Origin of the sequence: Nocardia sp. NPDC056611 (assembly GCF_042792755.1) — a bacterium.
GTDB lineage: Bacteria > Actinomycetota > Actinomycetes > Mycobacteriales > Mycobacteriaceae > Nocardia.
On the sequence record NZ_JBHTVV010000002.1, the window covers coordinates 974,548 to 995,443 of the forward strand.

General features: G+C 70.0%; 16 protein-coding genes and 2 pseudogenes. 4 read left to right on the forward strand and 14 right to left on the reverse strand.

Annotated features, from left to right (window positions below; translation table 11 throughout):
* Window positions 1-26 precede the first annotated feature (26 nt).
* Window positions 27-243 (forward strand): annotated as a pseudogene (locus tag ACFRAQ_RS13170) (pyruvate kinase alpha/beta domain-containing protein); the annotation flags it as partial.
* A gap of 4 nt (window positions 244-247) precedes the next feature.
* On the opposite strand, the gene ACFRAQ_RS13175 reads toward ACFRAQ_RS13170, so the two are convergent.
* From ACFRAQ_RS13175 to ACFRAQ_RS13210, 8 genes are all read right to left on the reverse strand, one after another.
* Window positions 248-1,372 (reverse strand): serine/threonine-protein kinase, encoded by a 1,125-nt coding sequence (locus ACFRAQ_RS13175; RefSeq protein WP_379098416.1) that lies wholly within the window; start codon window positions 1,370-1,372, stop codon window positions 248-250.
* A gap of 95 nt (window positions 1,373-1,467) precedes the next feature.
* Entirely contained in the window at window positions 1,468-2,832 is a 1,365-nt protein-coding gene (locus ACFRAQ_RS13180) for a flavin monoamine oxidase family protein (RefSeq protein WP_379098419.1), read from the reverse strand.
* A 157-nt stretch (window positions 2,833-2,989) separates the two neighbouring features.
* On the reverse strand, window positions 2,990-4,024 hold the full coding sequence (locus tag ACFRAQ_RS13185; RefSeq protein WP_379098422.1) for an agmatine/peptidylarginine deiminase: 1,035 nt from the start codon (window positions 4,022-4,024) through the stop codon (window positions 2,990-2,992).
* The gene (locus tag ACFRAQ_RS13190; protein ID WP_379098426.1) at window positions 4,024-4,989 is read right to left on the reverse strand and encodes a nitrilase-related carbon-nitrogen hydrolase; all 966 of its coding nucleotides are present in this window, start codon (window positions 4,987-4,989) and stop codon (window positions 4,024-4,026) included. The genes ACFRAQ_RS13185 and ACFRAQ_RS13190 overlap by 1 nt, the downstream gene beginning before the upstream one ends.
* A gap of 33 nt (window positions 4,990-5,022) precedes the next feature.
* Entirely contained in the window at window positions 5,023-6,600 is a 1,578-nt protein-coding gene (locus ACFRAQ_RS13195; RefSeq protein ID WP_379098429.1) for an APC family permease, read from the reverse strand.
* A gap of 148 nt (window positions 6,601-6,748) precedes the next feature.
* Window positions 6,749-8,206, reverse strand: a complete 1,458-nt coding sequence (locus ACFRAQ_RS13200; protein WP_379098432.1) for an NAD-dependent succinate-semialdehyde dehydrogenase — start codon at window positions 8,204-8,206, stop codon at window positions 6,749-6,751.
* A gap of 15 nt (window positions 8,207-8,221) precedes the next feature.
* Window positions 8,222-9,565: a 4-aminobutyrate--2-oxoglutarate transaminase gene (gabT, locus tag ACFRAQ_RS13205; protein ID WP_379098435.1), complete on the reverse strand. Its 1,344-nt coding sequence runs from the start codon at window positions 9,563-9,565 to the stop codon at window positions 8,222-8,224.
* A gap of 49 nt (window positions 9,566-9,614) precedes the next feature.
* Window positions 9,615-11,045, reverse strand: a complete 1,431-nt coding sequence (locus ACFRAQ_RS13210; protein WP_379098438.1) for an aminobutyraldehyde dehydrogenase — start codon at window positions 11,043-11,045, stop codon at window positions 9,615-9,617.
* 143 nt (window positions 11,046-11,188) lie between these two features.
* Between ACFRAQ_RS13210 and ACFRAQ_RS13215 the strand changes: the two genes are divergently transcribed.
* Window positions 11,189-12,715: a PucR family transcriptional regulator gene (locus ACFRAQ_RS13215; protein WP_379098442.1), complete on the forward strand. Its 1,527-nt coding sequence runs from the start codon at window positions 11,189-11,191 to the stop codon at window positions 12,713-12,715.
* A 95-nt stretch (window positions 12,716-12,810) separates the two neighbouring features.
* Here ACFRAQ_RS13215 and ACFRAQ_RS13220 read toward each other — a convergent pair whose 3' ends face one another.
* From ACFRAQ_RS13220 to ACFRAQ_RS13235, 4 genes and pseudogenes are all read right to left on the reverse strand, one after another.
* Complete coding sequence (locus ACFRAQ_RS13220; RefSeq protein WP_379098445.1) at window positions 12,811-15,903, reverse strand: NAD-glutamate dehydrogenase domain-containing protein; 3,093 nt, start codon at window positions 15,901-15,903, stop codon at window positions 12,811-12,813.
* 277 nt (window positions 15,904-16,180) lie between these two features.
* Window positions 16,181-16,396, reverse strand: a complete 216-nt coding sequence (locus tag ACFRAQ_RS13225) for a hypothetical protein (protein ID WP_379098448.1) — start codon at window positions 16,394-16,396, stop codon at window positions 16,181-16,183.
* A gap of 50 nt (window positions 16,397-16,446) precedes the next feature.
* Window positions 16,447-18,108 (reverse strand): class I adenylate-forming enzyme family protein, encoded by a 1,662-nt coding sequence (locus ACFRAQ_RS13230; RefSeq protein WP_379098450.1) that lies wholly within the window; start codon window positions 18,106-18,108, stop codon window positions 16,447-16,449.
* 114 nt (window positions 18,109-18,222) lie between these two features.
* Window positions 18,223-18,447, reverse strand: a pseudogene (locus ACFRAQ_RS13235) (SDR family NAD(P)-dependent oxidoreductase); the annotation flags it as partial.
* Between the two features lie 443 nt (window positions 18,448-18,890).
* Between ACFRAQ_RS13235 and ACFRAQ_RS13240 the strand changes: the two are divergent.
* Window positions 18,891-19,514 (forward strand): carbonic anhydrase, encoded by a 624-nt coding sequence (locus ACFRAQ_RS13240; RefSeq protein WP_379098453.1) that lies wholly within the window; start codon window positions 18,891-18,893, stop codon window positions 19,512-19,514.
* Between the two features lie 28 nt (window positions 19,515-19,542).
* On the opposite strand, the gene ACFRAQ_RS13245 is transcribed toward ACFRAQ_RS13240, so the two are convergent.
* Entirely contained in the window at window positions 19,543-19,734 is a 192-nt protein-coding gene (locus tag ACFRAQ_RS13245; RefSeq protein WP_379098455.1) for a hypothetical protein, read from the reverse strand.
* Window positions 19,735-19,750: 16 nt separating this feature from the next.
* On the opposite strand from ACFRAQ_RS13245, the gene ACFRAQ_RS13250 reads away from it, so the two are divergent.
* Window positions 19,751-20,347 (forward strand): hypothetical protein, encoded by a 597-nt coding sequence (locus tag ACFRAQ_RS13250; RefSeq protein ID WP_379098458.1) that lies wholly within the window; start codon window positions 19,751-19,753, stop codon window positions 20,345-20,347.
* Here the strand turns inward: ACFRAQ_RS13250 and ACFRAQ_RS13255 are convergent.
* The gene (locus ACFRAQ_RS13255; RefSeq protein WP_379098461.1) at window positions 20,311-20,817 is read right to left on the reverse strand and encodes a transglycosylase SLT domain-containing protein; all 507 of its coding nucleotides are present in this window, start codon (window positions 20,815-20,817) and stop codon (window positions 20,311-20,313) included. The genes ACFRAQ_RS13250 and ACFRAQ_RS13255 overlap by 37 nt on opposite strands.
* Between the last annotated feature and the right edge of the window lie 79 nt (window positions 20,818-20,896).

The window sequence follows — 20,896 nt, forward strand, 5'->3', positions numbered from 1 at the left end:
GGCCGCACGGTCGGGATTCTCGCCGTCGCAACCGACTGGCCCTGACCTGGGGCACGGCGACCTTCATCGTGCCGAGGTGCGTTCCATCGACGCCATGATCGCCCCGATCGACGATGCGCTGCCCGGCCCTGAACCGTTATCGCAGAGGCGATCTGGTGGTCATCGTCGCGGGCACCCCCGCCGGGCGCGGTCGGCTCGACCAACGCCGTCCACGTTCATCGGGTCGGGGAGCGGGACCGCTGAGTTCCTATTCGCCCGGGGCGGGGGAGCCGGCTTCGGAGGGGTAGACGGTGGTCTCGACCGAGTACCCGGTGCGGTAGTCCGGCTCGTCCTCCGCGGCGGGCGGCAGCAGGAAGTAGGTGATCGCGCCGATCAGCGCCGCCAGGATCGCCACGCTCGAGATGACACCGACGGCTCGGCGCCGCCGGGGCGGTGGCCCTGGCGGCGGGACCGGCCGGGGTGGCGGAGCGGGCGGACCGAGCCGCGGCGGTGGCGGGAGGATCCGGGTGGCGGGTTGCGGTGCGCCGCTGCCGGATTCGATGGGCGAGGCGGTGCGGGGAGCGGACTCGACCGCCCGTCGGGCGGCCGCCGCGAGCGCCCCGGCGGTGGGGAAGCGGTGGTCGGGATTCTTCGCGAGCCCGCGCGCGATCACCTCGTCGAGTGCGACGGGAATGCCGGGCCGGGCCGGACTGGGCCGCGGCGGCGGGGTGTTCAGATGCCCGGCCAGCTGCTGTTCCAGACTGTCGCCCGGATAGGGGCGGTTTCCGGTGAGGCACTCGTACAGGACGCACGCCAGCGCGTAGACGTCCGAGCGCGCGTCGGCATGGCCGGTGGTGAACCGTTCGGGGGCCATGTAGGTGAAGGTGCCGATCGCGTTGCCGACCCCGGTGAGGCCCACCGTTCCGGAGTGGGCGATGCCGAAGTCGATCAGATAGACGAAGTCCCGGCCGTTGATCAGCAGGTTGGACGGTTTGACGTCGCGGTGCACCAGGCCTTCGGCGTGCGCGGCGTCCAGCGCGGCGGCGGCCTGGTCGATGAACGACACCGCCAGCCGGGCCGGCATGGCGCCTCGCTGGGACAGCAGTGTGTGCAGATCGGTGCCGTCGATCAGCCGCATGTCGAGATACAGGCGGCCGTCGATCTCGCCGAAGTGGTGGATAGGGACGATGTGGGGCTCGCGCAGCCGCGCGGTGGAGTGGGCCTCGCGACGGAACCGCTCCCGGTATTCCGGGTCCGTCGCGAGGCGCTCGTGCAGGACCTTCACCGCGACGACCCGGTCGGTTTCCGTGTCGTAGGCGCGGTAGACCCGTCCCATACCGCCTTCACCGATGAGCGATTGCAGGTCGTAGCGGCCGAACGCCGATGTATCCATGCGCCCTACCTCCTTCGACACCGGGCCACGCTTTCGACTGAAATTTCAGTCAGTGCCCCAGTGTAGCGGTCCGACCGATCGCCCATCGCGGTGTGTCAGACCAGACTGTGCTGCGCCACGATGGCGGCGGCCGCCGCCTTGCCCATCCGGACCGCGCCGTCGACGTGCTGGAAGCCGTGGCCGGCCAGGTCCGAGCAGGCGAAGTGCATGGGCCCGATCGGGTCACGGTGATCGTGGCCGTAGCGGGTCATGCCGCCGAGGTCGAAGCTGACGCCGTAGGCGCCGCGCGTCCATTCCTCGGAGCCCCAATCGGATTCGTAGAAGACGACCGGTTCGGCGGCTTCGGGACCCAGGTAGCGCACCAGGCAGTCGAGCGCGGCCCGCTTGCGTTCGGCCGGGCCCATGGCGAAGTAGGCGTCGGCCTGTTCGTGGGCGATGAAACCGACCATGGCGCCGTTGTCCATGCCGTGGTTGGTGTTGTCGTACACCTCCGAGACCATGTCGGTGTCGCTGAAGCCGGTGCCGGACAAGCCCTTCGCGCGCCAGAACGGGGTCTCGTACACCGCGTGCACCTTGACCACGAAGCCGAACGACATGTGCTGGTACATCTGGTGGCGGCGGCGCGGTAGCGGGGGATCGAAGCTGATACCGGCGTACAGGTTCGGCGGCACCGCCAGCACCAGGCGGCTCGCGCGCACCTCGAGATCGCCGTCGGCGAAGGCGGTCACCCCCGTCTCGGACCACTGGATCCGGCGCACCGGCGCACCGAGGTGCAGATCGGCCCCGAGGGGAGCGGCCAGGCGCTGCGACACCTGCTGCATCCCGCCCACCACGCGCTTGTCGAGCATGAAGGTGTCGGTGGCCAGCGAGGTGTAGGAGCCCTGCGCGGCGGCCATGTGCAGGGCCTGGAGGGTGGAGAAGGTGTGCGCGGGCTTGGTCAGCATGGCGCCGGCGACGTAGAACGACACCGTCTCGCGGGCGTATTCGTTGTCGGACTGGCGTTCGAGCCAGATGCTGAACGGCACCGAATCCAGTTCCGCCGCTTGCGGATGCGTCCACGGGGCCTCGGCGCCGACCTCGGCCGCCAGCTCGTCGAGCAGCGTGATCAGCCGGTCGATCTCGGCGGCGGTCTCGGGGGCCGCGGGGAAGACGTCGCCGACGAATTGCTGGCGGGTGCCGTCCGCGGCCAGGTAGACCGAGTCGCCGTCGCGGTAGCGGGAGAAGGTCTCCAGCCCGAGTTCGCGCACCAGCGCCAGCGCGGCGGTGTGGTGCGGGGACAGCCACTGGCCGCCGATCTCGATCATGGCGCCGTCGACGTCGCCGGTCCAGGTGCGGCCGCCGACCCGATCGCGGGCCTCCAAGACGGCCACCGTCAGGCCGGCCTTCCGTAATTCCGCCGCAGCGGTCAGGCCGGAGGGTCCGGCACCCACGATCACGACGTCACGAGTGATGACAGCCACGAGAGCTCCTTAACCGGTAATTCGGGGACCTCCGGATAGCCCGGAGGTTGCTAATTCAGTATGTGGGCGCGGTCACGATCATGCCCGCGCCGATTCGGCGCACCGGGCCGCCCCTCATTCGCCAGGGTGGCGTGACGGTCCGGTGTCCGTGCGTGAGCTACCGCCCGGCAGGGATCGGCAGCGGTTCGTTCTGGGTGATGCAGTGAATGCCGCCGCCGCGCGCGAAGATCGGCCGCGCGTCGACGGTGACGATGGTCCGGCCGGGATAGACCTCGGCGAGCACCGCCGCGGCCTCGGCGTCGTTCGGGTCGTCGAACCCGCACAGGATGACCGCGTCGTTGCAGACGTAGTGATTGATGTAGCTGTAGTCGACGAACCCCTCCGCGTCGCGCAGCGTGCGCGGCGCGGGCAGCGGGACCACCGTGAAAGGCTTTCCGGCGGACGTCGTCTCGTTCGCGAACTGCTTCATCAGCTCGAGGCTGAGCGCGTGGTCGGGATGCTCGCCGTCGCGCTGATCGTGCACCAGCACCACCCCGGGCGCGGGGAGCGCCGCCACGATGTCGGAGTGCCCGCGGGTGCCGAAGCGCTGCGAATCGCGCCACAGCCCGCGCGGCAGCCAGATCGCGGTGTCGATGCCGATGGTGCGCCGCAGTTCGGCTTCGACCTCGGCCTTGGACAGGCCCGGATTGCGGAACGGGTCCAGCTGCACGGTGTCGGTGAGGATGACGGTGCCCGCGCCGTCGACCTGGATGCCGCCGCCCTCGTTCACCAGCGGCGACTCGACGACCGGGATCCCGGCCGCCGCCGCGACCGCCCGGCCGATCTCGCGATCGTCGTCCCAGGCGGCCCAATCCTGTTGGCCCCACCCGTTGAACACCCAGTTCACGGCCGCCACCGAGCCGTCGTCGGCGTGCACGAAGGTCGGCCCGATATCGCGCATCCAGGCATCGTCGAGCGGCGCGACCACGATGTCTATCGCCGAGGACAGGGTGCGCCGGGCCGTGCCGACGTCGGCCGGATCGACGACCATGGTCACCGGTTCGAACTCGGCCACCGCGTGCGCGACCGCGGTCCAGGCGGTGCGGGCCTCGTCGGTCGCCTCGGGGGTCGCGGTGATCTCCGAACCCTCGGGTGGGAACGCCATCCAGGTGCGGCGGTGCGGCCCGTGTTCGGCGGGCATACGCCAGGTCATCAGGCCCGCCCGAAGGGGTGCTCGGTGTCGACCGGCGCGGTGAGCCGGGCGTAGGTGTCGGGGCGGCGGGTGTCCAGGAACGGGAACAGCGTCAGCCAGTCGCTGCGCTGATCCAGATCCAGATCGGCCACCAGCACCGCGGATTCGTCGCGCGGGGCCTGCGCCAGCACCCGGCCGTACGGGTCGGAGATGAAGGAGGAACCGTAGAAGGTGATCTCGCCTTCGTCGCCGTAGCGGTTGGGCACCACCATGAAAGTGCCCGCGGTGATGCCGTTTCCGACGATCACGTGCTGCCACAGTGGCTGGGTGTCGAAGTCGGGGAAGGTGGGCTCGGAGCCGATGGCGGTCGGGTAGACGATGATGTCGGCGCCCGCGAGCGAGTACATGCGGGCGACCTCGGGAAACCACTCGTCCCAGCAGGTCGGCATCCCGATGCGCGCCGCGCCGAGATCGGGGTGGCTGTGCGGCCGGTACGCCTCGTCGGTGGCCGGGCCGGCCCGGAAGTAGGTGTCCTCGTAGTAGCCGGCCGACACCGGAATGTGCAGCTTGCGGGTGCGGCCGACCAGTTCGCCGGTGGGGGACACCAGGATCGCGGTGTTGAAGCCGAGCCCGTCGCCCTCGTCGGCGCGCTCGTACAGCGACGCGTGCACGAACACGCCGTGCTCGATGGCCGCCTTGGCCGCGAAGGTGAAGGTCGGGCCCGTGGTCAGGTCCTCGGCGTCGGCGCCCGGATTCTCGCCGCCGCGCACGAAGGCCGGGTACTTGCTCAAGGTGACCTCGGGCAGGAAGACCGCCTTGGCGCCCAGCTCGGCGGCGCGTCCGATGCCCTCGTTCAGCTCGGCGATCATGGCCTCGCCGTCGGCCTGCCAGTGGTGCTGGACCAGCGCGACCCGCAGCGGCGGGCGGACCGGATCCTGTACTCGCGCATGCGAAACGGGCGGTTCGAAACAAGTGATGACGTGCATGACTACTCCTGATCGTCGAAAGTGTGCGGCGCGCTAGTGCCCGCTGAAATGGGGCGCCACCGGTTCGGGCATCGGATCGCCCGACACCGCGCGCGGCAAGGTCTTGCCCTGGAAGTACTCCGGCTGACGCCAGCGCTGGATCAGCATGAGCACCGCGCCCAGCGCCAGGATCCCGAAGCCGAGGTAGAAGACCAGTCCGATGCCGAGAATCGAAGCGCCGCTGCCGACTTCGGGCTTCAGGCTCTCGCGGACCGAGATGGCGAACACCACCAGTAGCATGGCCCCGCCCAGTAGCGGGAACACGAGCTTGAACACGGTGTCGCGCGCCGAGGCGAACCACCGCTTGCGGAAGTACCAGACCGAGGCGAACGCGGTGATGCCGTAGTACCAGCAGATCATGATGCCGAGGGCGGCGATGGTGTCCAGCAGCACGTGCTCGGACAGCAGCGCGGTGATCGCGTACAGACCGCCCGCCACCACCGCGGCGACCGCGGCGCCGAACCGCGGCACCTGGTACACCGGGTGCACCGACGCGAACCGCTCGGGCAGCGCCTTGAACGTGCCCATGGCGAGCATGGCGCGCGCGGCGGGCAGGAAGGTGGCCTGCAGGCTGGCGATGGTGGAGACCAGGACGGCCAGGAACAGCAGCAGTTCGCCCGCGCTGCCCATCACCGGTTCGGCGAGCGTGCCGAAGACATTGTTGCGGGCCTTCTCCCCGCCCAGGCCGATGCCGGTGTCGCCGACCCCGGCGTACCACATGAGCGCGACCGCCAGCAGCAGATAGGTGCCCAGCACGGTCAGGATCGACAGCAGTCCGGCGCGGCCGGGCGTGCGCTGGGGGTCCTTGCACTCCTCGCCCAGGGTGAGTGCGGTGTCCCAGCCCCAGTACATGAACACCGAGCCGATCAATCCGATCGCGAAGGCGCCCAGGGTGAGTCCGGTCAGCGGGTTGAACCAGTCGAGGCTGAAGCTCAGCCCCGAGGGCGTATCGCCGCTGAGGGCCTTGGCCAGGGCCATGCCCGCGAACAGCAGCAGCACGGCCAGCTGGAATCCGACGAGCACGTACTGCACCCGCTCGCTGGAACTGATGCCGCGACTGGCCGCCCATCCGGCCGCGGCCAGGAAGACCAGCGTGGTGGCGATATTGATCAGCTTGTTCTCACCCAGTGCCGCAATGTATTCCGAGTGCGTCATCCGACCGATGGTCAGATAGAGGAACTCCGCTCCCACCGCGGCGATATTGGCGAGCACGATGACCACCGCGATCACCGAACCCCAGCCGGCCATCCAGCCGACGTAGGGTCCCAGCGCGCGCGCCGACCAGGTGAAGGAGGCTCCGCAGTCCGGTGTCTCGGCGCTGAACTCGCGATAGGCGAAGGCCGCCAGGAACATCGGAACGAACCCGGCGATCAGCAGGGCGGGCATCTTCAGGCCGACCGCGGCGACGATCAGGCCTACGCTGGCCGTGGTGGTGTAGGCGGGGGCGATGGACGCGATACTCAGCACCGCGCCGGCCAGGGTGCCGACCTTGTCGGTGGCCAATCCCTTACCGCCGGAAGCGGTGTGGTCCTGAGCGGGCTCTGCCGTCTCGGAGGTGTTCTGTACGAGCATTCAAGCTCCTGGTACGGGGTGTGGCGCGGTCGAAGGCCGGAGCCCTCGACCGCACCGCGCCGCGGTGGCGAACCGATCAGCGGCGTCATTGCCGGAGACCGGGTTGGCACCGGATCCGGCGCAGGGGCCGGGGTGCCGGGGGATGACGTCAGCGGGTCAGCGCGACGTATTTGGTGTCGAGGTACTCGTGGATCCCTTCGGACCCGCCCTCACTGCCCAGACCGGACTGCTTCACCCCGCCGAACGGGGCCGCCGGGTCGGAGATGACGCCGCGGTTCACGCCGACCATCCCGGCCTCGAGCGCCGCGGACACGCGCAGCGCGCGATCCAGATCCTGCGTGTAGAAGTAGGCGGCCAAGCCGTATTCGGTGTCATTGGCCAGGGCCACGACCTCGTCCTCGGTGTCGAAGCCGTAGACGGCGGCGACCGGGCCGAAGATCTCCTCGCGGTGCATGCGCGCGGTGCGCGGCACCTCGTCGAGCACGGTGGGCTGGAAGAACCAGCCCGGCCCGTCGATGACCTGACCGCCGGTGCGGACCACCGCGCCGCCGGCGACGGCGTCGTCGACCAGTGCCGCAACGGTTTTGCGCTGCCGTTCGTTGATCAGCGGGCCGGTGTCGACGCCCGGTGCGTAACCGGGTCCGACGCGCAGCGCGCCGATCTGCTCGGCCAGGCGTGCGGCGAACTCCGCGCGAATCGAGTTGTGCACGTAGATGCGGTTGGCCGCGGTGCACGCCTCGCCGCCGTTGCGCATCTTCGCCGCCATCGCCCCGGCCAGCGCCTGGTCGAGGTCGGCGTCCTCGAACACGATGAACGGGGCGTTGCCGCCCAGCTCCATCGAGGTCCGCAGGACATTGTCGGCGGCCTGGCGCAGCAGCAGTTTGCCCACCCGGGTCGAACCGGTGAAGGTCACCTTGCGCAGGCGCGGGTCCGCCAGCAGCGGCGCGGTGATGGCCGCGGCATCGCTGCCCGGCAGCACCGACAGCACGCCCGCGGGCAGACCGGCCTCGGCGAAGATCCGCGCCAGGGCCAGCATGGTCAGCGGGGTGTCCTCGGCGGGCTTCACGATGACGGTGCAGCCCGCGGCCAGCGCCGGGGCGATCTTGCGAGCGCCCATGGCCAGCGGGAAGTTCCACGGCGTGATCGCCAGGCAGGGGCCGACCGGCTGCTGGGTGACCAGGATGCGCCCGGTCCCGGCGGGGGATTCGGTGTACCGGCCGCCGACGCGCACGGCCTCCTCGCTGAACCAGCGCAGGAATTCGCCGCCGTAGGCGACCTCGCCGCGCGCTTCGGCCAGGGTCTTGCCCATTTCCAGGGTCATCAGCAGCGCGATGTCCTCGGTGTGTTCGAGCAGGATCTCCCAGGCGCGGCGCAGGATCATCGAACGTTCCCGTGGGGACGTCGCGGCCCACGCGGATTGAGCGCGGCAGGCCGAGTCGAGGGCGCGCAGGGCGTCCTCGCCGTTCGCGTCGGCGACCTCGGTGAGGACCCCGCCACCGGCCGGATCGTGGACCGCGAAGGTGCGGCCGCCAGCGGCCGGGGCGGACGCCCCGTCGATCCACATCCCGGTGGGGACGAGGGCGCTGATGTTGTCGTATTCCACCATTGTTGTCCCAGCCCCCTATCGGCCCGCGAGATCGGCGATGGCGGTGCACAGCACCGTCAGCGCCTCGTCGAGCAGTTCGTCGCTGATCACCAGCGGCGGCAGCAGTCGAATGACATTGCCGTAGGTGCCACAGGTCAGGGTGAGCACACCCTGCTCCAGGCAGCGCTTGGCGACGGCGGCGGTCAGCGCGGCATCGGGTTCGGTGGTGCCGGGGCGGACGAACTCGAGCGCCAGCATGGCGCCGCGGCCGCGCACGTCGCCGACGGCCGGAACTTCCTGCGCCAGTGCGTGGAAGCGCGTCAGCGCCGTCTCGCCGATCCGGCGGGCTCGGGCGGGCAGATCGTGGTCCCGGATGGCCTCGATGGCGGCCAGTGCCGCCGCGCAAGCGACCGGGTTGCCGCCGTAGGTGCCGCCCAGGCCGCCCGCGTGCACGGCGTCGAGCAGCTCGGCGCGGCCGGTGATGGCCGAGAGCGGCATACCGCCGGCGATACCCTTGGCCATGGTGATGATGTCGGGGACCACGCCCTCGTGATCGCAGGCGAACCATTCGCCGGTGCGCGCGAAACCGGTCTGCACCTCGTCGGCGATGAACACCACGCCGTTCGCGCGCGCCCACTCCACCAGCGTCGGCAGGAAGCCGGCCGCGGGCACGATGAATCCGCCCTCGCCCTGGATCGGCTCGATGATGATCGCCGCCACCGAATCCGCGCCGATCTGCTTCTCGATCCGGGTGATCGCCTCGCGGGCGGCGGCCACGCCGTCCTGCCCGCCGTCGCGGAACGGGTAGGACATCGGCATCCGGTACACCTCGGGGGCGAACGGACCGAAATGCGACTTGTAGGGCATGGATTTCGCGGTCAGCGCCATGGTCAGGTTGGTGCGGCCGTGATAGGCGTGGTCGAAGGCGACCACCGCGGTCCGGCCGGTGGCCAGGCGCGCCACCTTCACCGCGTTCTCCACCGCCTCCGCGCCGGAGTTGAACAGGACGCTGCGCTTCTCGTGATCGCCCGGGGTGAGCGCCGAGAGCTGCTCGCACACCTCGATATACGCCTCGTACGGGGTGACCATGAAGCAGGTGTGCGTGAACCGCTCGACCTGTTCCCGCACCGCCGCGACCACCTTGGGGTGGGAGGCGCCGACATTGGTCACCGCGATGCCGGCGGCCAGGTCGATCAGCGAATTGCCGTCGACGTCGACGATGACACCGCCGTCGGCGTCGGCCGCGTACACCGGCGCGGTGGAACCCACCCCGGCCGCGACGGCGGCCTTGCGGCGGGCGGCCAGCTCCTGCGAGCGCGGGCCCGGTAGAGCGGTGGTCAGCACCCGCTGCTGCGGGAGCCGGTAGGTGATCTCGGTCATCGAAAGTCTTTCTGCGGAAAGGAGTTACGGGTCGGGTGGCGTGGTGAACTCAGTCGTGCGCGCTCATCACGTGCTTGACGCGGGTGTAGTCCTCCACGCCGTAGGCGGAGAGATCCTTGCCGTAGCCGGAGCGCTTGAACCCGCCGTGCGGCATCTCCGCCACCAGCGGGATATGGCAGTTGACCCACACCGCGCCGAAGTCCAGGGCCGCCGAGACACGCTGCACCACACCGTGATCGCGGGTCCACACGCTCGAGGCCAGGCCGTAGACGACATCGTTGGCGAGCTGCACGGCAGCGGCCTCGTCGGCGAAGGTCTGCACGGTGATGACCGGGCCGAAGGTCTCCTCCTGGACGATCGGATCGTCCTGGCGCACACCGGTGATGACGGTCGGGGCGAGGTAGAAGCCGCGCTCGCCGACCCGCTCACCGCCGGTGGCGACGGTGGTGTGCGGGGGCAGCGCCGCGATCTTGCCGATGACGGATTCGAAGTGCCGGATGTTGTTGAGCGGGCCGTAGGCGGCCTCGGGGTCGTCGGGCAGGCCCGGCTTCACCGTCCGCGCCTTCTTCACCAGCGCCTCGACGAAGTCGTCGTGCACCGACTCGTGCACCAGCACCCGGGTGGCGGCGGTGCAGTCCTGACCGGCGTTGAAGAAGGCCGCGTCACCGATGCGGTCGGCGGCCAGCGCCAGATCGGCGTCGCCGAAGATCACCACCGGCGCGTTGCCGCCGAGTTCGAGGTGCGCGCGCTTGACCTGCGCGGCGGCGGCCTCGGCCACCGCGATGCCCGCCCGCACCGAACCGGTGATCGCCACCATGTCCAGGCCGGGGTGGCTCACCAGGGTCGCGCCGGTGCTCGCGGTGCCCAGCACCACATTGAGCACGCCGTCGGGCAGGATGCCGCGCGACAGCTCGGCCAGCAGCAGGGTGCTGCCCGGGGTGGTATCACTGGGCTTGAGAACCACCGTGTTCCCGGTGGCCAGCGCCGGGCCGATCTTCCAGATGGCCATCATCAGCGGGTAGTTCCACGGGGTCACCTGGCCGATCACGCCGATCGGCTCCCGGCGCACATACGAGGTGAATCCGGACATGTACTCGCCGGCCGACTTGCCCTCCAGCATGCGCGCGGCGCCCGCGAAGAAGCGCAGGTGATCGGCGCCGGCGGCGACCTCCTCGGAGGCGACCAGATGTTTGGGCTGGCCGGTCTCGCGGCACTGCGCCTCGACGAGCGCGTCGGAGTTGGCCTCGATGGCGTCGGCCAGTTTCAGCAGCGCGGCCTGCCGCTGACTCGGGGTGGTCGCCTTCCAGGCGGGGAGGGCGCGGGTGGCGGCGGCGACGGCGGCATCGATGTCGGCCCGGCCGGAGATCGGGCTGAGGCCGGTCACCGCTTCGTCCACGGGGCTGATCAGTTCGAACGACTCCGACGTGGTGGCGGCCACCAGCCGGCCATCGATGTAGTTGCGGAGCAGCTCAGTCGTCATGTGTGTGCCCGATCTCGTTCGAAAGTGCGTTCTGTGTGGTTGCCAGTTAGTGTGCTGCGCAACACACCCCTGCGTCACCTGCCGGATCGGCGTGGGAGCAGAATTCGGTTTCGACAGATCGTCCAGATTGCTATGGGAGCGCTGTGAACGCGGGAATACCTGTCCGATGGGTCCTGTCCCAACCCGAGCTGGGCCTGGTGCTCAAGGGCGGCGCGAGCGGGCTCGGACGGGTCATCACCCTCGTCCTGACCTCCGAGCTGACCGAACCCCAGCAATGGCTGTCCGGGGGCGAGCTGGTGCTGACCACCGGCATGGGTTTGCCGCTCAGTCGCGCCGACCGGTCGCGGTACCTCGAGGATCTCGGCGCGGCCGGGGTGGCGGGCGTCGGATTCGGCATCGGGCTCTCGCACGAGACGGTGCCCGCGGATCTGGTCGAGGCCGCCGACCGGCTCGGGCTGCCGCTGTTCGAGGTGCCGCTGCCGACCCCGTTCGCGGCCATCACCAAGAAGGTCATGCAGCGGCTCGCCGAGCAGGAGTACGAGAAGGTGCTGCGCGCCTCGCGGGCGCAGCCGCGCATGACACGGGCGGCCGTGCAGGGCGTGCGCGCGGTCATCAAGGAGCTGTCGGTGGCGCTGTCGGCGACGGTGCTCGTGGTCGGCGGCGACAGCGTCGTGACCGAGGCGCATCCGCGGTCGCCCGCCGCCGAGATCCTCGACCGGATCGGGGAGTTCATCGCCGCGCACGGTGAGAGCGCGGGCAGCGGCGTCATCCAGGTGTCGTCGGGGCAGTACATCGTGCTGCAGGCCATCAGTGCCGGGCAGACCGTGCACGGGCACCTGGCAATTGTCACCGCCACCGCGCTCGGTCCGGTCGATCAGGTGCTGCTCGGTCACGCCAGCTCGCTGCTCGCCCTCGACTTCGAGAAGCCGGCCCGGTTGCGAATGGCCCAGAACCACTTGAACTCTCAAGCCATCGCCATGCTGCTGCAACAGCCGGGCGACCCCGACAGTATGTGGCAGCACCTGACCGCGGCCGCCGACCGCACCGGCCGCATCCGCGCCCTCGTGCTGTGGTGCCCCGGGCCCGAGGCCGCGGCGGTCGCTCTCGACGCGATCGACGCGCGGCTGCGCCTGCTCAACCGGCAGCTGTTCGCGCACGTCATGGGCGACCACGCCGCGGTCCTGCTCCGCGGCTCCGACACCGACGAGCTCGCCGAACAACTCCTGGCCGATCTGCCCGGCGACGTGCGTGCCACCGTGCGTGCGGGGCTGAGCTCGCCGCATCCGCTGCGCCGCTTCAGCGCGGCTGTCGACAATGCCGAGCTGGCCGCCTCGGCGGCGGCGCCCGGGGCCCGCCCGCTGGAGCTGGCGGCGCTGGCGGGCCACGCGCTGCTGGCTTTTCCGGAGGCCCAGCGGGTGCTGAGCGCGGTGTCGGAGGCCATGCTGCAGCCGCTGCTCGACTATGACGACCGGCACGGCACCGATCTCATCGGCTCGCTGCGCGCCTACCTCGAGGCCCACGGCCAGTGGGAGACCGCCGCCACCGCGCTCGGCGTGCACCGCCACACCCTGCGCAGTCGCGTGGCCAGGATCGAATCGATTCTGGGCTGCAAGCTCGATCAGGCGCTGGTCCGCGCCGAACTGCTGCTGGCTGTGGTTTCCCGCCGCTGATCGGCGCGGTGCCCGGGGCGTGCGTGCCGGGCCGCGCAACGCCGCGAGCGCCGTCGATCCCGATTCGATCGACGTCGCTCGCGGTGGTGTGGGGACTATTCGTTACCGAGGGCGGCGGTCGCCAGCTCGGCGTTGACGACGCAGAGGCGGGCGAGATCGACTGTGCCGGAACGGCGCAGGCGCGCGACCAACTCCACCAGCCGCAGCGCGGACGGCGTGGACTTCCATGCGGCGATGTGGTCGCGGGCCGAATCGGCGGGGGAGGCCGAGGACAGGACCGCCGCCGCCAGGGCGTGCCAACGGGCTTGGAGTTCATCGGCCAGCACCGCGGCGGCCAGCGTCTCCCAGTGGTCGGAGGTGCGGGTGGCGGCGAAGGTCGTGGCCAGCCAGTCCAGGCCGATCAAGTCGCCGAGCTCGCGGTAGGTCTGGCTGACCAGCGCGACCGGCAGCCCGGTCCGGCGGGCGGTCGCGCTCAGCGGCAGGGCCTGGGCGAGCAGGCGCAGGTTGGCCAGGTCCCGCCCGGGATGGCCGCCGGGGCGCGGCAGGACCGTCATCAGTTCGGCGACAACCGGTGCGTGGCAGTCGATCTCGGCGGACCAGGTGGCCGCGCTGCGATGGGTGAGCAGCCAGGCGGTGGCCTGTTCCACCGCGTCCTGAATGCCTTTCAGGATGCCCATCCGAATCTGCGGGGAGACGCCCGGCAGTGCCAGCGCCTCACGCCACCACCGGTCCACGTCCAGGACGGCGTCGACGACGGCGCAGGCCAGCACGATCTGCGGGGTGCCCGCGCCCAGCCGCTCCTCGAGCCGGTGGATCATGCCGGGGCCGACCCGGTTGATCACTCGGTTGGCCGCGGCCACCGCGATGATCTCGCGGGCCACCGGATGCTCGCTCAGCAGCCGCTCGCCCAGCAGGTCCCGGATGCGGTCGGGGAAGTAGCTCGCGAGCGCGCCGGTCACCACCGGGTCGGTCGGCGCGTCCGAGGCCAGTAGTTCCTCGCGCACCAGGTTCTTGGCGGTGGCCAGCAACACCGCGATCTCCGGGCGCACCAGGCCCTTGCCCGCCCGGCGGCGCGCCGCGAGATCGGCCGGGGTGGGCAGGAATTCGGCGGCTCGGTCGAGTTCGGTCGCGTGCTCGAGGTTCTCGATCAGGCGGCCGTGCCGGTCGATGAGGAAGGGAGCGTGCGTCTCGGCGAGGCTGATGGCCAGCGCCTGTCGATCGCAGTCGGCGAGCACGGCGCGGGCCACGGCGTCGGCCTCCGCCGCCAGCAGCCGATTGCGTTCGTCGACCGTCGCCAGTCCGGCGGCCACCGCGGAGTTCAGCGCGATCTTGAGGTTCACCTCGCGGTCGGAGGTGGCCACGCCGGCGGCGTTGTCGATGAAGTCGGCGTTGACCTTGCCGCCGGCGACGGCGAATTCGATGCGGGCCTGCTGGGTGAGCCCCAGATTGCCGCCCTCGCCGATGACCCGGCAGCGCAGTCGATCCGCGGTGATCCGCACCTCGTCGTTGGACGGGTCGGCCACGTCGGCGTCCTGTTCGTCCCGGGCCCGCACGTAGGTGCCGATGCCGCCGTTGAACAGCAGGTCCACCTCCGCGCCGAGCATGGCCCGGATCAGCTCGGGTGCGGGCAGTTCGGTGGCGGTGACGCCCAGCCGTGCGCGCACCTCCGGTGCGAGCGGCACCGATTTCGCGGTGCGCGGCCACACGCCGCCGCCCGCGGAGATCAGCGCCGGGTCGTAGTCGGCCCAGCTGCTGCGTTCCAATCCGGCCAGCCGGGTGCGTTCCTGGTGCGAGAGCACCGGATCCGGGTCGGGGTCCAGGAAGATGTGCCGGTGGTCGAAGGCGGCCACCAGGCGGATGCGGTCGGTCTCGAGCATGCCGTTGCCGAAGACGTCGCCCGACATGTCGCCGATACCGGTGACCGTGAAGGGCTGGGTATCGGGATCGATGCCGAGTTCGGCGAAGTGCTGCCGAATCGAGCGCCACGCGCCGCGCGCGGTGATGCCCAGCGTCTTGTGGTCGTAGCCGGTCGAGCCGCCCGAGGCGAAGGCGTCGCCGAGCCAGAAACCGCGGGCCACCGCAATGGAATTGGCCAGATCCGAGAAGCGGGCGGTGCCCTTGTCGGCGGCCACCACCAGATACGAATCCGGGTCGTCGTAGGCGACGGTGTGCGCGGGTGCGGTGATGGCGCCGTCCACGAGATTGTCGGTGACATCGAGCAGGCCGCCGATGAAGGCCGCGTACGCGAATTCCGCGGAGGCCGGATCGGTGCGGCCGCCGCGCACGACGAACGCGCCCTTGGCGCCCATCGGCACGATCACCGAGTTCTTCACCGTCTGGGTCTTCATCAGGCCCAGCACCTCGGTGCGGAAGTCGTCGACGCGATCCGACCAGCGCAGACCGCCGCGCGCGATCACGCCGCCGCGCACATGACTGCCCTCGACCCGGGTGGAGTGCACGAAGATCTCGCGATAGGGCGTGATCGGCGTGGACAGCGACAACCGCGCGGGGTCGATCTTGAACGCGGCGACCGCCCGGTCCGGCTGGAACCAGTTGGTGCGCAACACCGCGGTGCAGAAGGTGTACAGCCCGCGCAGCAGCTGATCCTCGGGCAGGGTGGTGGCCGCCTCCAGGCGGTGCTTGGCCTCGACGTCGGCATCGGCCACCGCGGCGGCGCGATCCAGGAGTTCGGGATCGAAGCGCGCATGGAACAGCGCGACGAACGCGCGCACGAAATCCGGATGGGCGGTGAGGATTTCGGCGATCCGGGGCTCGCTCATGCGCAGCCCGGCCTGCCGCAGATACCGGCTGGCGGCCCGCACCAGGATCGCGTCCTGCCAGGCCAGGCCCGCGGTGGGGATCAGACCGGTGAAGCCGTCGATCTCCAGCGTGCCCGCGGTGGCGGCGGTGAACGCCTCCGCGAGCAGTCCGGCCGTCGGCTCGCTCAGCCCGAAGGCCGTGGGCCCGAAGGTGAATCGATGCTCGGTGCACAGCCCCTCCACGCTCACCTCGTGGGTGGTGACGTGCAGGCCCAGGGCCGAGAAGATCTCGATCAGCTCGGTCAGGGATGCCGGGGCGCCGGGCCAGGTCAGCCTCGCACGGGGCGGCAGCGAATCGGGATCGAAGTGGAGGCGCGGGACGGCCTCCGTCCGATCCTCGTCCAGCATGCCGACGGCTCCGAGATGCATCTGCTCAACTCCCTGCGCGTGACCTGTGATGTCGCAGTTAATGTGCCGCAAAGAGAGCCACGACACAGTCGACAATGCGGCGCGGTCGGCGCGGCCCGGCACTCCGGTTCGTCCAGTGCCGGATCGACGGGCGCGTCCCCGCGCGCTCCCGGGCCGATCAGCCCGGATGCGCTGAACTCGACCCGCGGGGTTCGAGCTCGGATCGGGGCCGGTTACGGCGTCTGCCGCAGTTGGGGTTCGGTTCGCTGGAGGAACAGCGCCAGATCCTGGAGTGATTTCAGCTTCTCCTCGAAGTCCGCGAGAGGCTGCTCGAGATAGTCGTCCGGCCCGCGACTGTTGAGCAGGCCGTGCAATCGGCGTCGTTCTCCCGGGACAGCTCGTGCTCAACGGATTCGGCCAGCGACAGCAGCCGGTCCGGCCGCTCCTCGTCGGCCCGGCTCCCGGGCTCCACCCGCAGGTCGTAGACGGGCAGCTGCGACACCATCCAGTCCACGACGGTCCGGTGAAGTATTGGGCTTGCCACATACCGAGCCCGGGTGGAATTCACTTCCCCAGGGTGAGGTCGCGGCGCAGCACCTTGCCGGTGGCGTTGCGCGGCAGCGGATCCGCGGTGACCAGCCAGCGGGCGGGCACCTTGAAGTAGGCCAGTTGCCTGGCCACGTGGTCGCGCAGCTCGTCCTCGGTCAGGGTCTGCGGATCGTCGACCACGACGATGGCGGCCACCTCCTGGCCGAGATCCTCGTGCGGGATGCCGATCACGGCCGACTCGCGCACCAGCGGGTGCTCGTCGAGGACGTTCTCGATCTCCTGCGGGTAGACGTTCTCGCCGCCGCGCAGGATGAGATCCGAACGGCGGCCGGAGATGTAGAGCTTGCCGCCGCGCAGGGTTCCGAAATCGCCGGTGCGCAGCCAGCGGTTCTCGTCGATGGCGGCCTTCGTGGCGTCGTCGTTGTTCCAGTAGCCGAGCATGACGTAGGGGCTGCGGATGCAGATCTCGCCTTCCTCGCCGTCGGGCACCGGCTTGCCGTCCGGATCCCGGACCTCCAGCGAGACGCCGACCACCGCGCGGCCCACGGTCTCGTTGTCGGCGGCCAGTTCCGGCGGGGTCGCCACGGTCGCGGCGGTGCCGGACTCGGTGCAGCCGTAGCTGGTGGTCAGGCCCTGCAATGCGACGGGGAAGCGTTCACGCAGCCGCTGCACGAGCGATGGGGACGAAGGGGCGGAGTTGAGTGACAACGCCGCCAACGAGGACAGGTCATAGCGTGAAATGTCCACGCCAAGAATGCGACTGGCCAGCGTCGGTACGGCCGCCCAGTTGGTGACCTGCTCTGTCTCGACCAGCTGCAGCAGCGATTCGGCATCGTACTCGCCCGCGGTCGGGAAGATGATCGCGTCACCCGTGGTGAGGCGCGGGATCGCGATGTTATGCAGGCTGGCGATGTGGAACAGTGGCATGGTCGCCAGATGTCGGCGGCGGGCCGGGGAACCGTCCCAGGCCTGGCCGCGGAAGCCGGCGGCCAGCGCGTCGGTGAAGCGGTGGTAGTCGGCGACCGCCACCATGTTTCGCTGGGTGTGCACCACGCCCTTGGGGCGGCCGGTGGTGCCGGAGGTGTAGAGGATGATCGCCGGATCGTCCTCGGTCACCTCGGCGGCCGGATTGCCGCCCGCGAATTCGGCGATCAGCGTGGGCAGGTCGACTTCCATGGTGAGCAAAGGGATTTCGGTGCCGGTCTCCGCCACGACCGCCGCGCGCTTGGCGTCGGTGATCACCACCTTCGGGGTGGAATGCGCTAAGCCGTACTCGATCTCGCGCGGCGCCCACCACGCGTTGTAGCCGACCGGGATCGCACCCAACCTCTGGGCGGCCCAGAAGGTGACCACCCATTCGGGGGTGTTGGCGGCCAGGATGCCGATCCGGTCGCCCTTGCCGACGCCGTAGCGCTCGGCCAGCGCGCCGGCCAGCGCGCCGGCGGCGGCGTGGTGCTCGGCGAAGGTGTAGCGGGTGCGCGCGGACACGAGGTAGTCGAGTTCGCCCAGGTCACGGGAGGCCTCCAACAGCTCCAACAGTGATCCTCGGCGGTGCTTGAAGACCGGCTGCGGTGCACCCAGCACCTGCTCGACGGTTATTTCGAATGGACCTCCCGGGCCGGTCAGCTGTGCGGTCACCTGCGTGGCGAGCTTCTGGAGGTCAACGGCGTTGGTCATGAATCAAATCCTCGAATCGGTAGTGCGTGCGTCATCCGAACGTCTTGTGGGGCGCGCCGACGATCAGGCCGCCGTCGATGACGTGCTCCGCGCCGGTCGTATAGCTGGACTCGTCGCCACATCGACCGCCCGTTTCCACTGCTCGGCGTCGGTCACGTCGAGGTGAACGAAGCGCGCCGCTGCACCCAACTCGGCCGCCAGCGCTTCACCCTCGGAATCCAGCAGATCGCCGATCACCACCCTGGCCCCGTGCTCGACCAGAGCACGCGCGTGCGCGGCGCCCATTCCGCGCGCGCCACCACTGATGAGGGCCACTTTGCCCGCCACACGCCTACTCATGCTCGAGCCAGCCGTCGAGTGTTCTCTGTCATACGGGCAGTAAATCATGTATTCAATCACTGTTTCAATCAGTGATTGAAATTGAAGTGTGGCCGATCCGACTACGCGGTCATGGGTCGACCGGTACTGCGATCGCTGACCGCATGGGCGCAGGGGTCGCGGCCGTGAAAAGTCCGAGCCGGGACGGGTGCGAGCGCCGCCGAACAGGCTCGAGCGCAAGACATTTCACGATCTGCCGCGTGGGACGACGGAATCGCGCGTACAGTAACGCGTTGTTAGCTGTCTGTCGCGATGTCGACCGGAGGTGGATGCCTATGGGTTCGGCTCACGAGGGTCTGTCGCGTCGGGGGGTGCTGGCGGGTGGAGTGATGCTCGCGGCGGGGTCGTTGGCCGCGTGTTCGGACTCGTCTCGGTCGGAGGGGCAAACATCGACCCCGATCGCGGTGGCCTCGCCCGAGGCTCCGGCGCCGTCGACTCCCGCGGCGGCGTGGTCGCGACTGATGGCGGGAAACGGGCGCTGGGTCAAGGGCAATCTCGATCATCCCGACCGCGATCCGGATCGGCGAGAACTCCTTGCCATGAAGCAGAACCCGTACTGTGTCGTGTTGTCCTGCATCGATTCTCGGGTGCCCCCGGAACTGCTCTTCGATGTCGGTCTCGGCGATCTGTTCGTCCTGCGGACCGGTGCGCAGGTGATGGGACCACTGGTGGAGGCGTCCGCCGAGTACGGGCCGCTCACCGGTGGCACGCCGTTGATCGTGGTGCTCGGGCACCAGCGGTGCGGTGCGGTCATCGCCGCGGAGGAGGCCTTGCGTACGGGCAAGGCGCTGCCGGGCAATCTGCAGGAGATAGCGCTCGCTTTGCGCCCGGCCTACGAGCAGGTGCGCGTCAGTGACCAGGATCGTCCCGATGCCATGGCGCGGGCCCAGGTGCGGCTGGTCGCTGATCGGTTGCGTGGCAACGCGGATCTGGCGCCGATGGTGGGAGAGGGCCGGATGGCGGTGGTGGGCGCCTACTACTCCCTCGATACCGGGGAGGTCGAGGTCCTGTCGGGCGCACCCTCCTGAGCGCATGCCGCGCGCGGGCTGGGCGGGTTTATGGGCACTGATCGTAGCTCTGGCCGCGTGAGACCAGGGTGACGGCGTCGCGCGCGCCGGCGGTGAAGCCGGCGTTCTCGTCGGGTGTCGCGGCTGCGGCGTCGGGGCTGGTCAGCCATTCGGTCAGGAGGTCGTCGGCGGCGTTCTGCAACGACCATCGGGGATCTCCGGCGTGGCTTCTGACGGCCAAGGCGAGCACCGCGTGCATGCCGACGCATGCCGAGCGTCGTGCCGCCGCCGCGGCCGGGGACAGCGACGACCCCGCTGTGGTCGGCGCGGGCTGGGTGGTCGTGGACGCGATCGTGGTGCTCGGTTGGTCGGATGTGCTGCTGCTGGAGCCGCACCCGGTCAGAGCGAGTGCGGCGAACACGGCCGTCACGCTCACCGATATGGCTTTCACCGACATGATGTGTGGACTCCTGCCGACTGCGAACGTGGTGTGTCCCATCATGATTCGGGCGCGGGTTTTCCGGGGCGGCTTTGGAACAGTTCCGGGGAGCCGACACCCGGATGTTCTCGAGTTCGGGTCGGTGTGGCGGTCCGCGTGCTCGCCGGGATCCACCGGTGTGACGGGGACGGTCGAGGAGATGGTCGCGTACGCGCCGGATTCGACCGGGGGCTTCACCTGGATGTTGAGCGGGGCGAAAGCCTTGTTGGAGTTCGGGATCGAGCTGGGAGCCGTCCGGGACGCGTTCCGGAATGCTCCGGCCGGGCTGGTGATCCGGGGAGTGGATCACCGCCCGAGCGGGTGGAGCGAATCCAGTGGTCAGTACGCCGAGTCGACGTTGTCCATCGAGCCGTAGCGCGCCGCGGCGTAGTTGCAGGCCGCGGCGATGTTGGCGACCGGATCGTAGATGTCCCAGGAGGTGCCGTCGACGTGGTAGGCCTGGAAGGTCGGGTCGATCACCTGGAGCAGGCCCTTGGACGGGATGCCCGCCGCGGCGTTGGAGTCCCAGAGGTTGATGGCGCCGGGGTCGCCGCCCGATTCGCGCATGACGTTGCGGTGGATGCCCTCGTAGCTGCCGGGAATGCCGTGGGCGGCCATGATGCCCAGGGCTTCACGGATCCAGCCGTCGAGGTCGTTCGAGGCGGCGGTCGGCGCGATCTTTGTCGTGGCCGAGAGGTTGACGGCTGCGGGCAGGGTCCGCGCCGGAGCGTCCGGGACGAGTGCCGAGGCCTGGGCGGTTGCCACGATCGACAGCGATGCGGCGGCCAGTGCGCAAGCGGCGAGACGGCGGGCGATCCGGGAGGGGGAGCGGTGTCCGGTAGCCATGGTGGTTCTCCTGAGGGTTTTCTGATGCCGTGCGGTCGCTCGGCGGTGAACACAGCGTCGGTCGGGGGAATACCTGCGC

What these genes read in the sequence shown, in the direction of transcription:
- ACFRAQ_RS13210 (WP_379098438.1), bottom strand. Translation starts at nt 11,045, where the DNA reads ATGACGACTGAGCTGCTCCGCAACTACATCGATGGCCGGCTGGTGGCC.
- ACFRAQ_RS13185 (WP_379098422.1), bottom strand. Translation starts at nt 4,024, where the DNA reads ATGACCTGGCGTATGCCCGCCGAACACGGGCCGCACCGCCGCACCTGG.
- ACFRAQ_RS13255 (WP_379098461.1), bottom strand. Translation starts at nt 20,817, where the DNA reads ATGGCTACCGGACACCGCTCCCCCTCCCGGATCGCCCGCCGTCTCGCC.
- ACFRAQ_RS13220 (WP_379098445.1), bottom strand. Translation starts at nt 15,903, where the DNA reads ATGCATCTCGGAGCCGTCGGCATGCTGGACGAGGATCGGACGGAGGCC.
- ACFRAQ_RS13190 (WP_379098426.1), bottom strand. Translation starts at nt 4,989, where the DNA reads ATGCACGTCATCACTTGTTTCGAACCGCCCGTTTCGCATGCGCGAGTA.
- gabT (WP_379098435.1), bottom strand. Translation starts at nt 9,565, where the DNA reads ATGACCGAGATCACCTACCGGCTCCCGCAGCAGCGGGTGCTGACCACC.
- ACFRAQ_RS13230 (WP_379098450.1), bottom strand. Translation starts at nt 18,108, where the DNA reads ATGACCAACGCCGTTGACCTCCAGAAGCTCGCCACGCAGGTGACCGCA.
- ACFRAQ_RS13200 (WP_379098432.1), bottom strand. Translation starts at nt 8,206, where the DNA reads ATGGTGGAATACGACAACATCAGCGCCCTCGTCCCCACCGGGATGTGG.
- ACFRAQ_RS13175 (WP_379098416.1), bottom strand. Translation starts at nt 1,372, where the DNA reads ATGGATACATCGGCGTTCGGCCGCTACGACCTGCAATCGCTCATCGGT.
- ACFRAQ_RS13250 (WP_379098458.1), top strand. Translation starts at nt 19,751, where the DNA reads ATGCCGACGCATGCCGAGCGTCGTGCCGCCGCCGCGGCCGGGGACAGC.
- ACFRAQ_RS13195 (WP_379098429.1), bottom strand. Translation starts at nt 6,600, where the DNA reads ATGCTCGTACAGAACACCTCCGAGACGGCAGAGCCCGCTCAGGACCAC.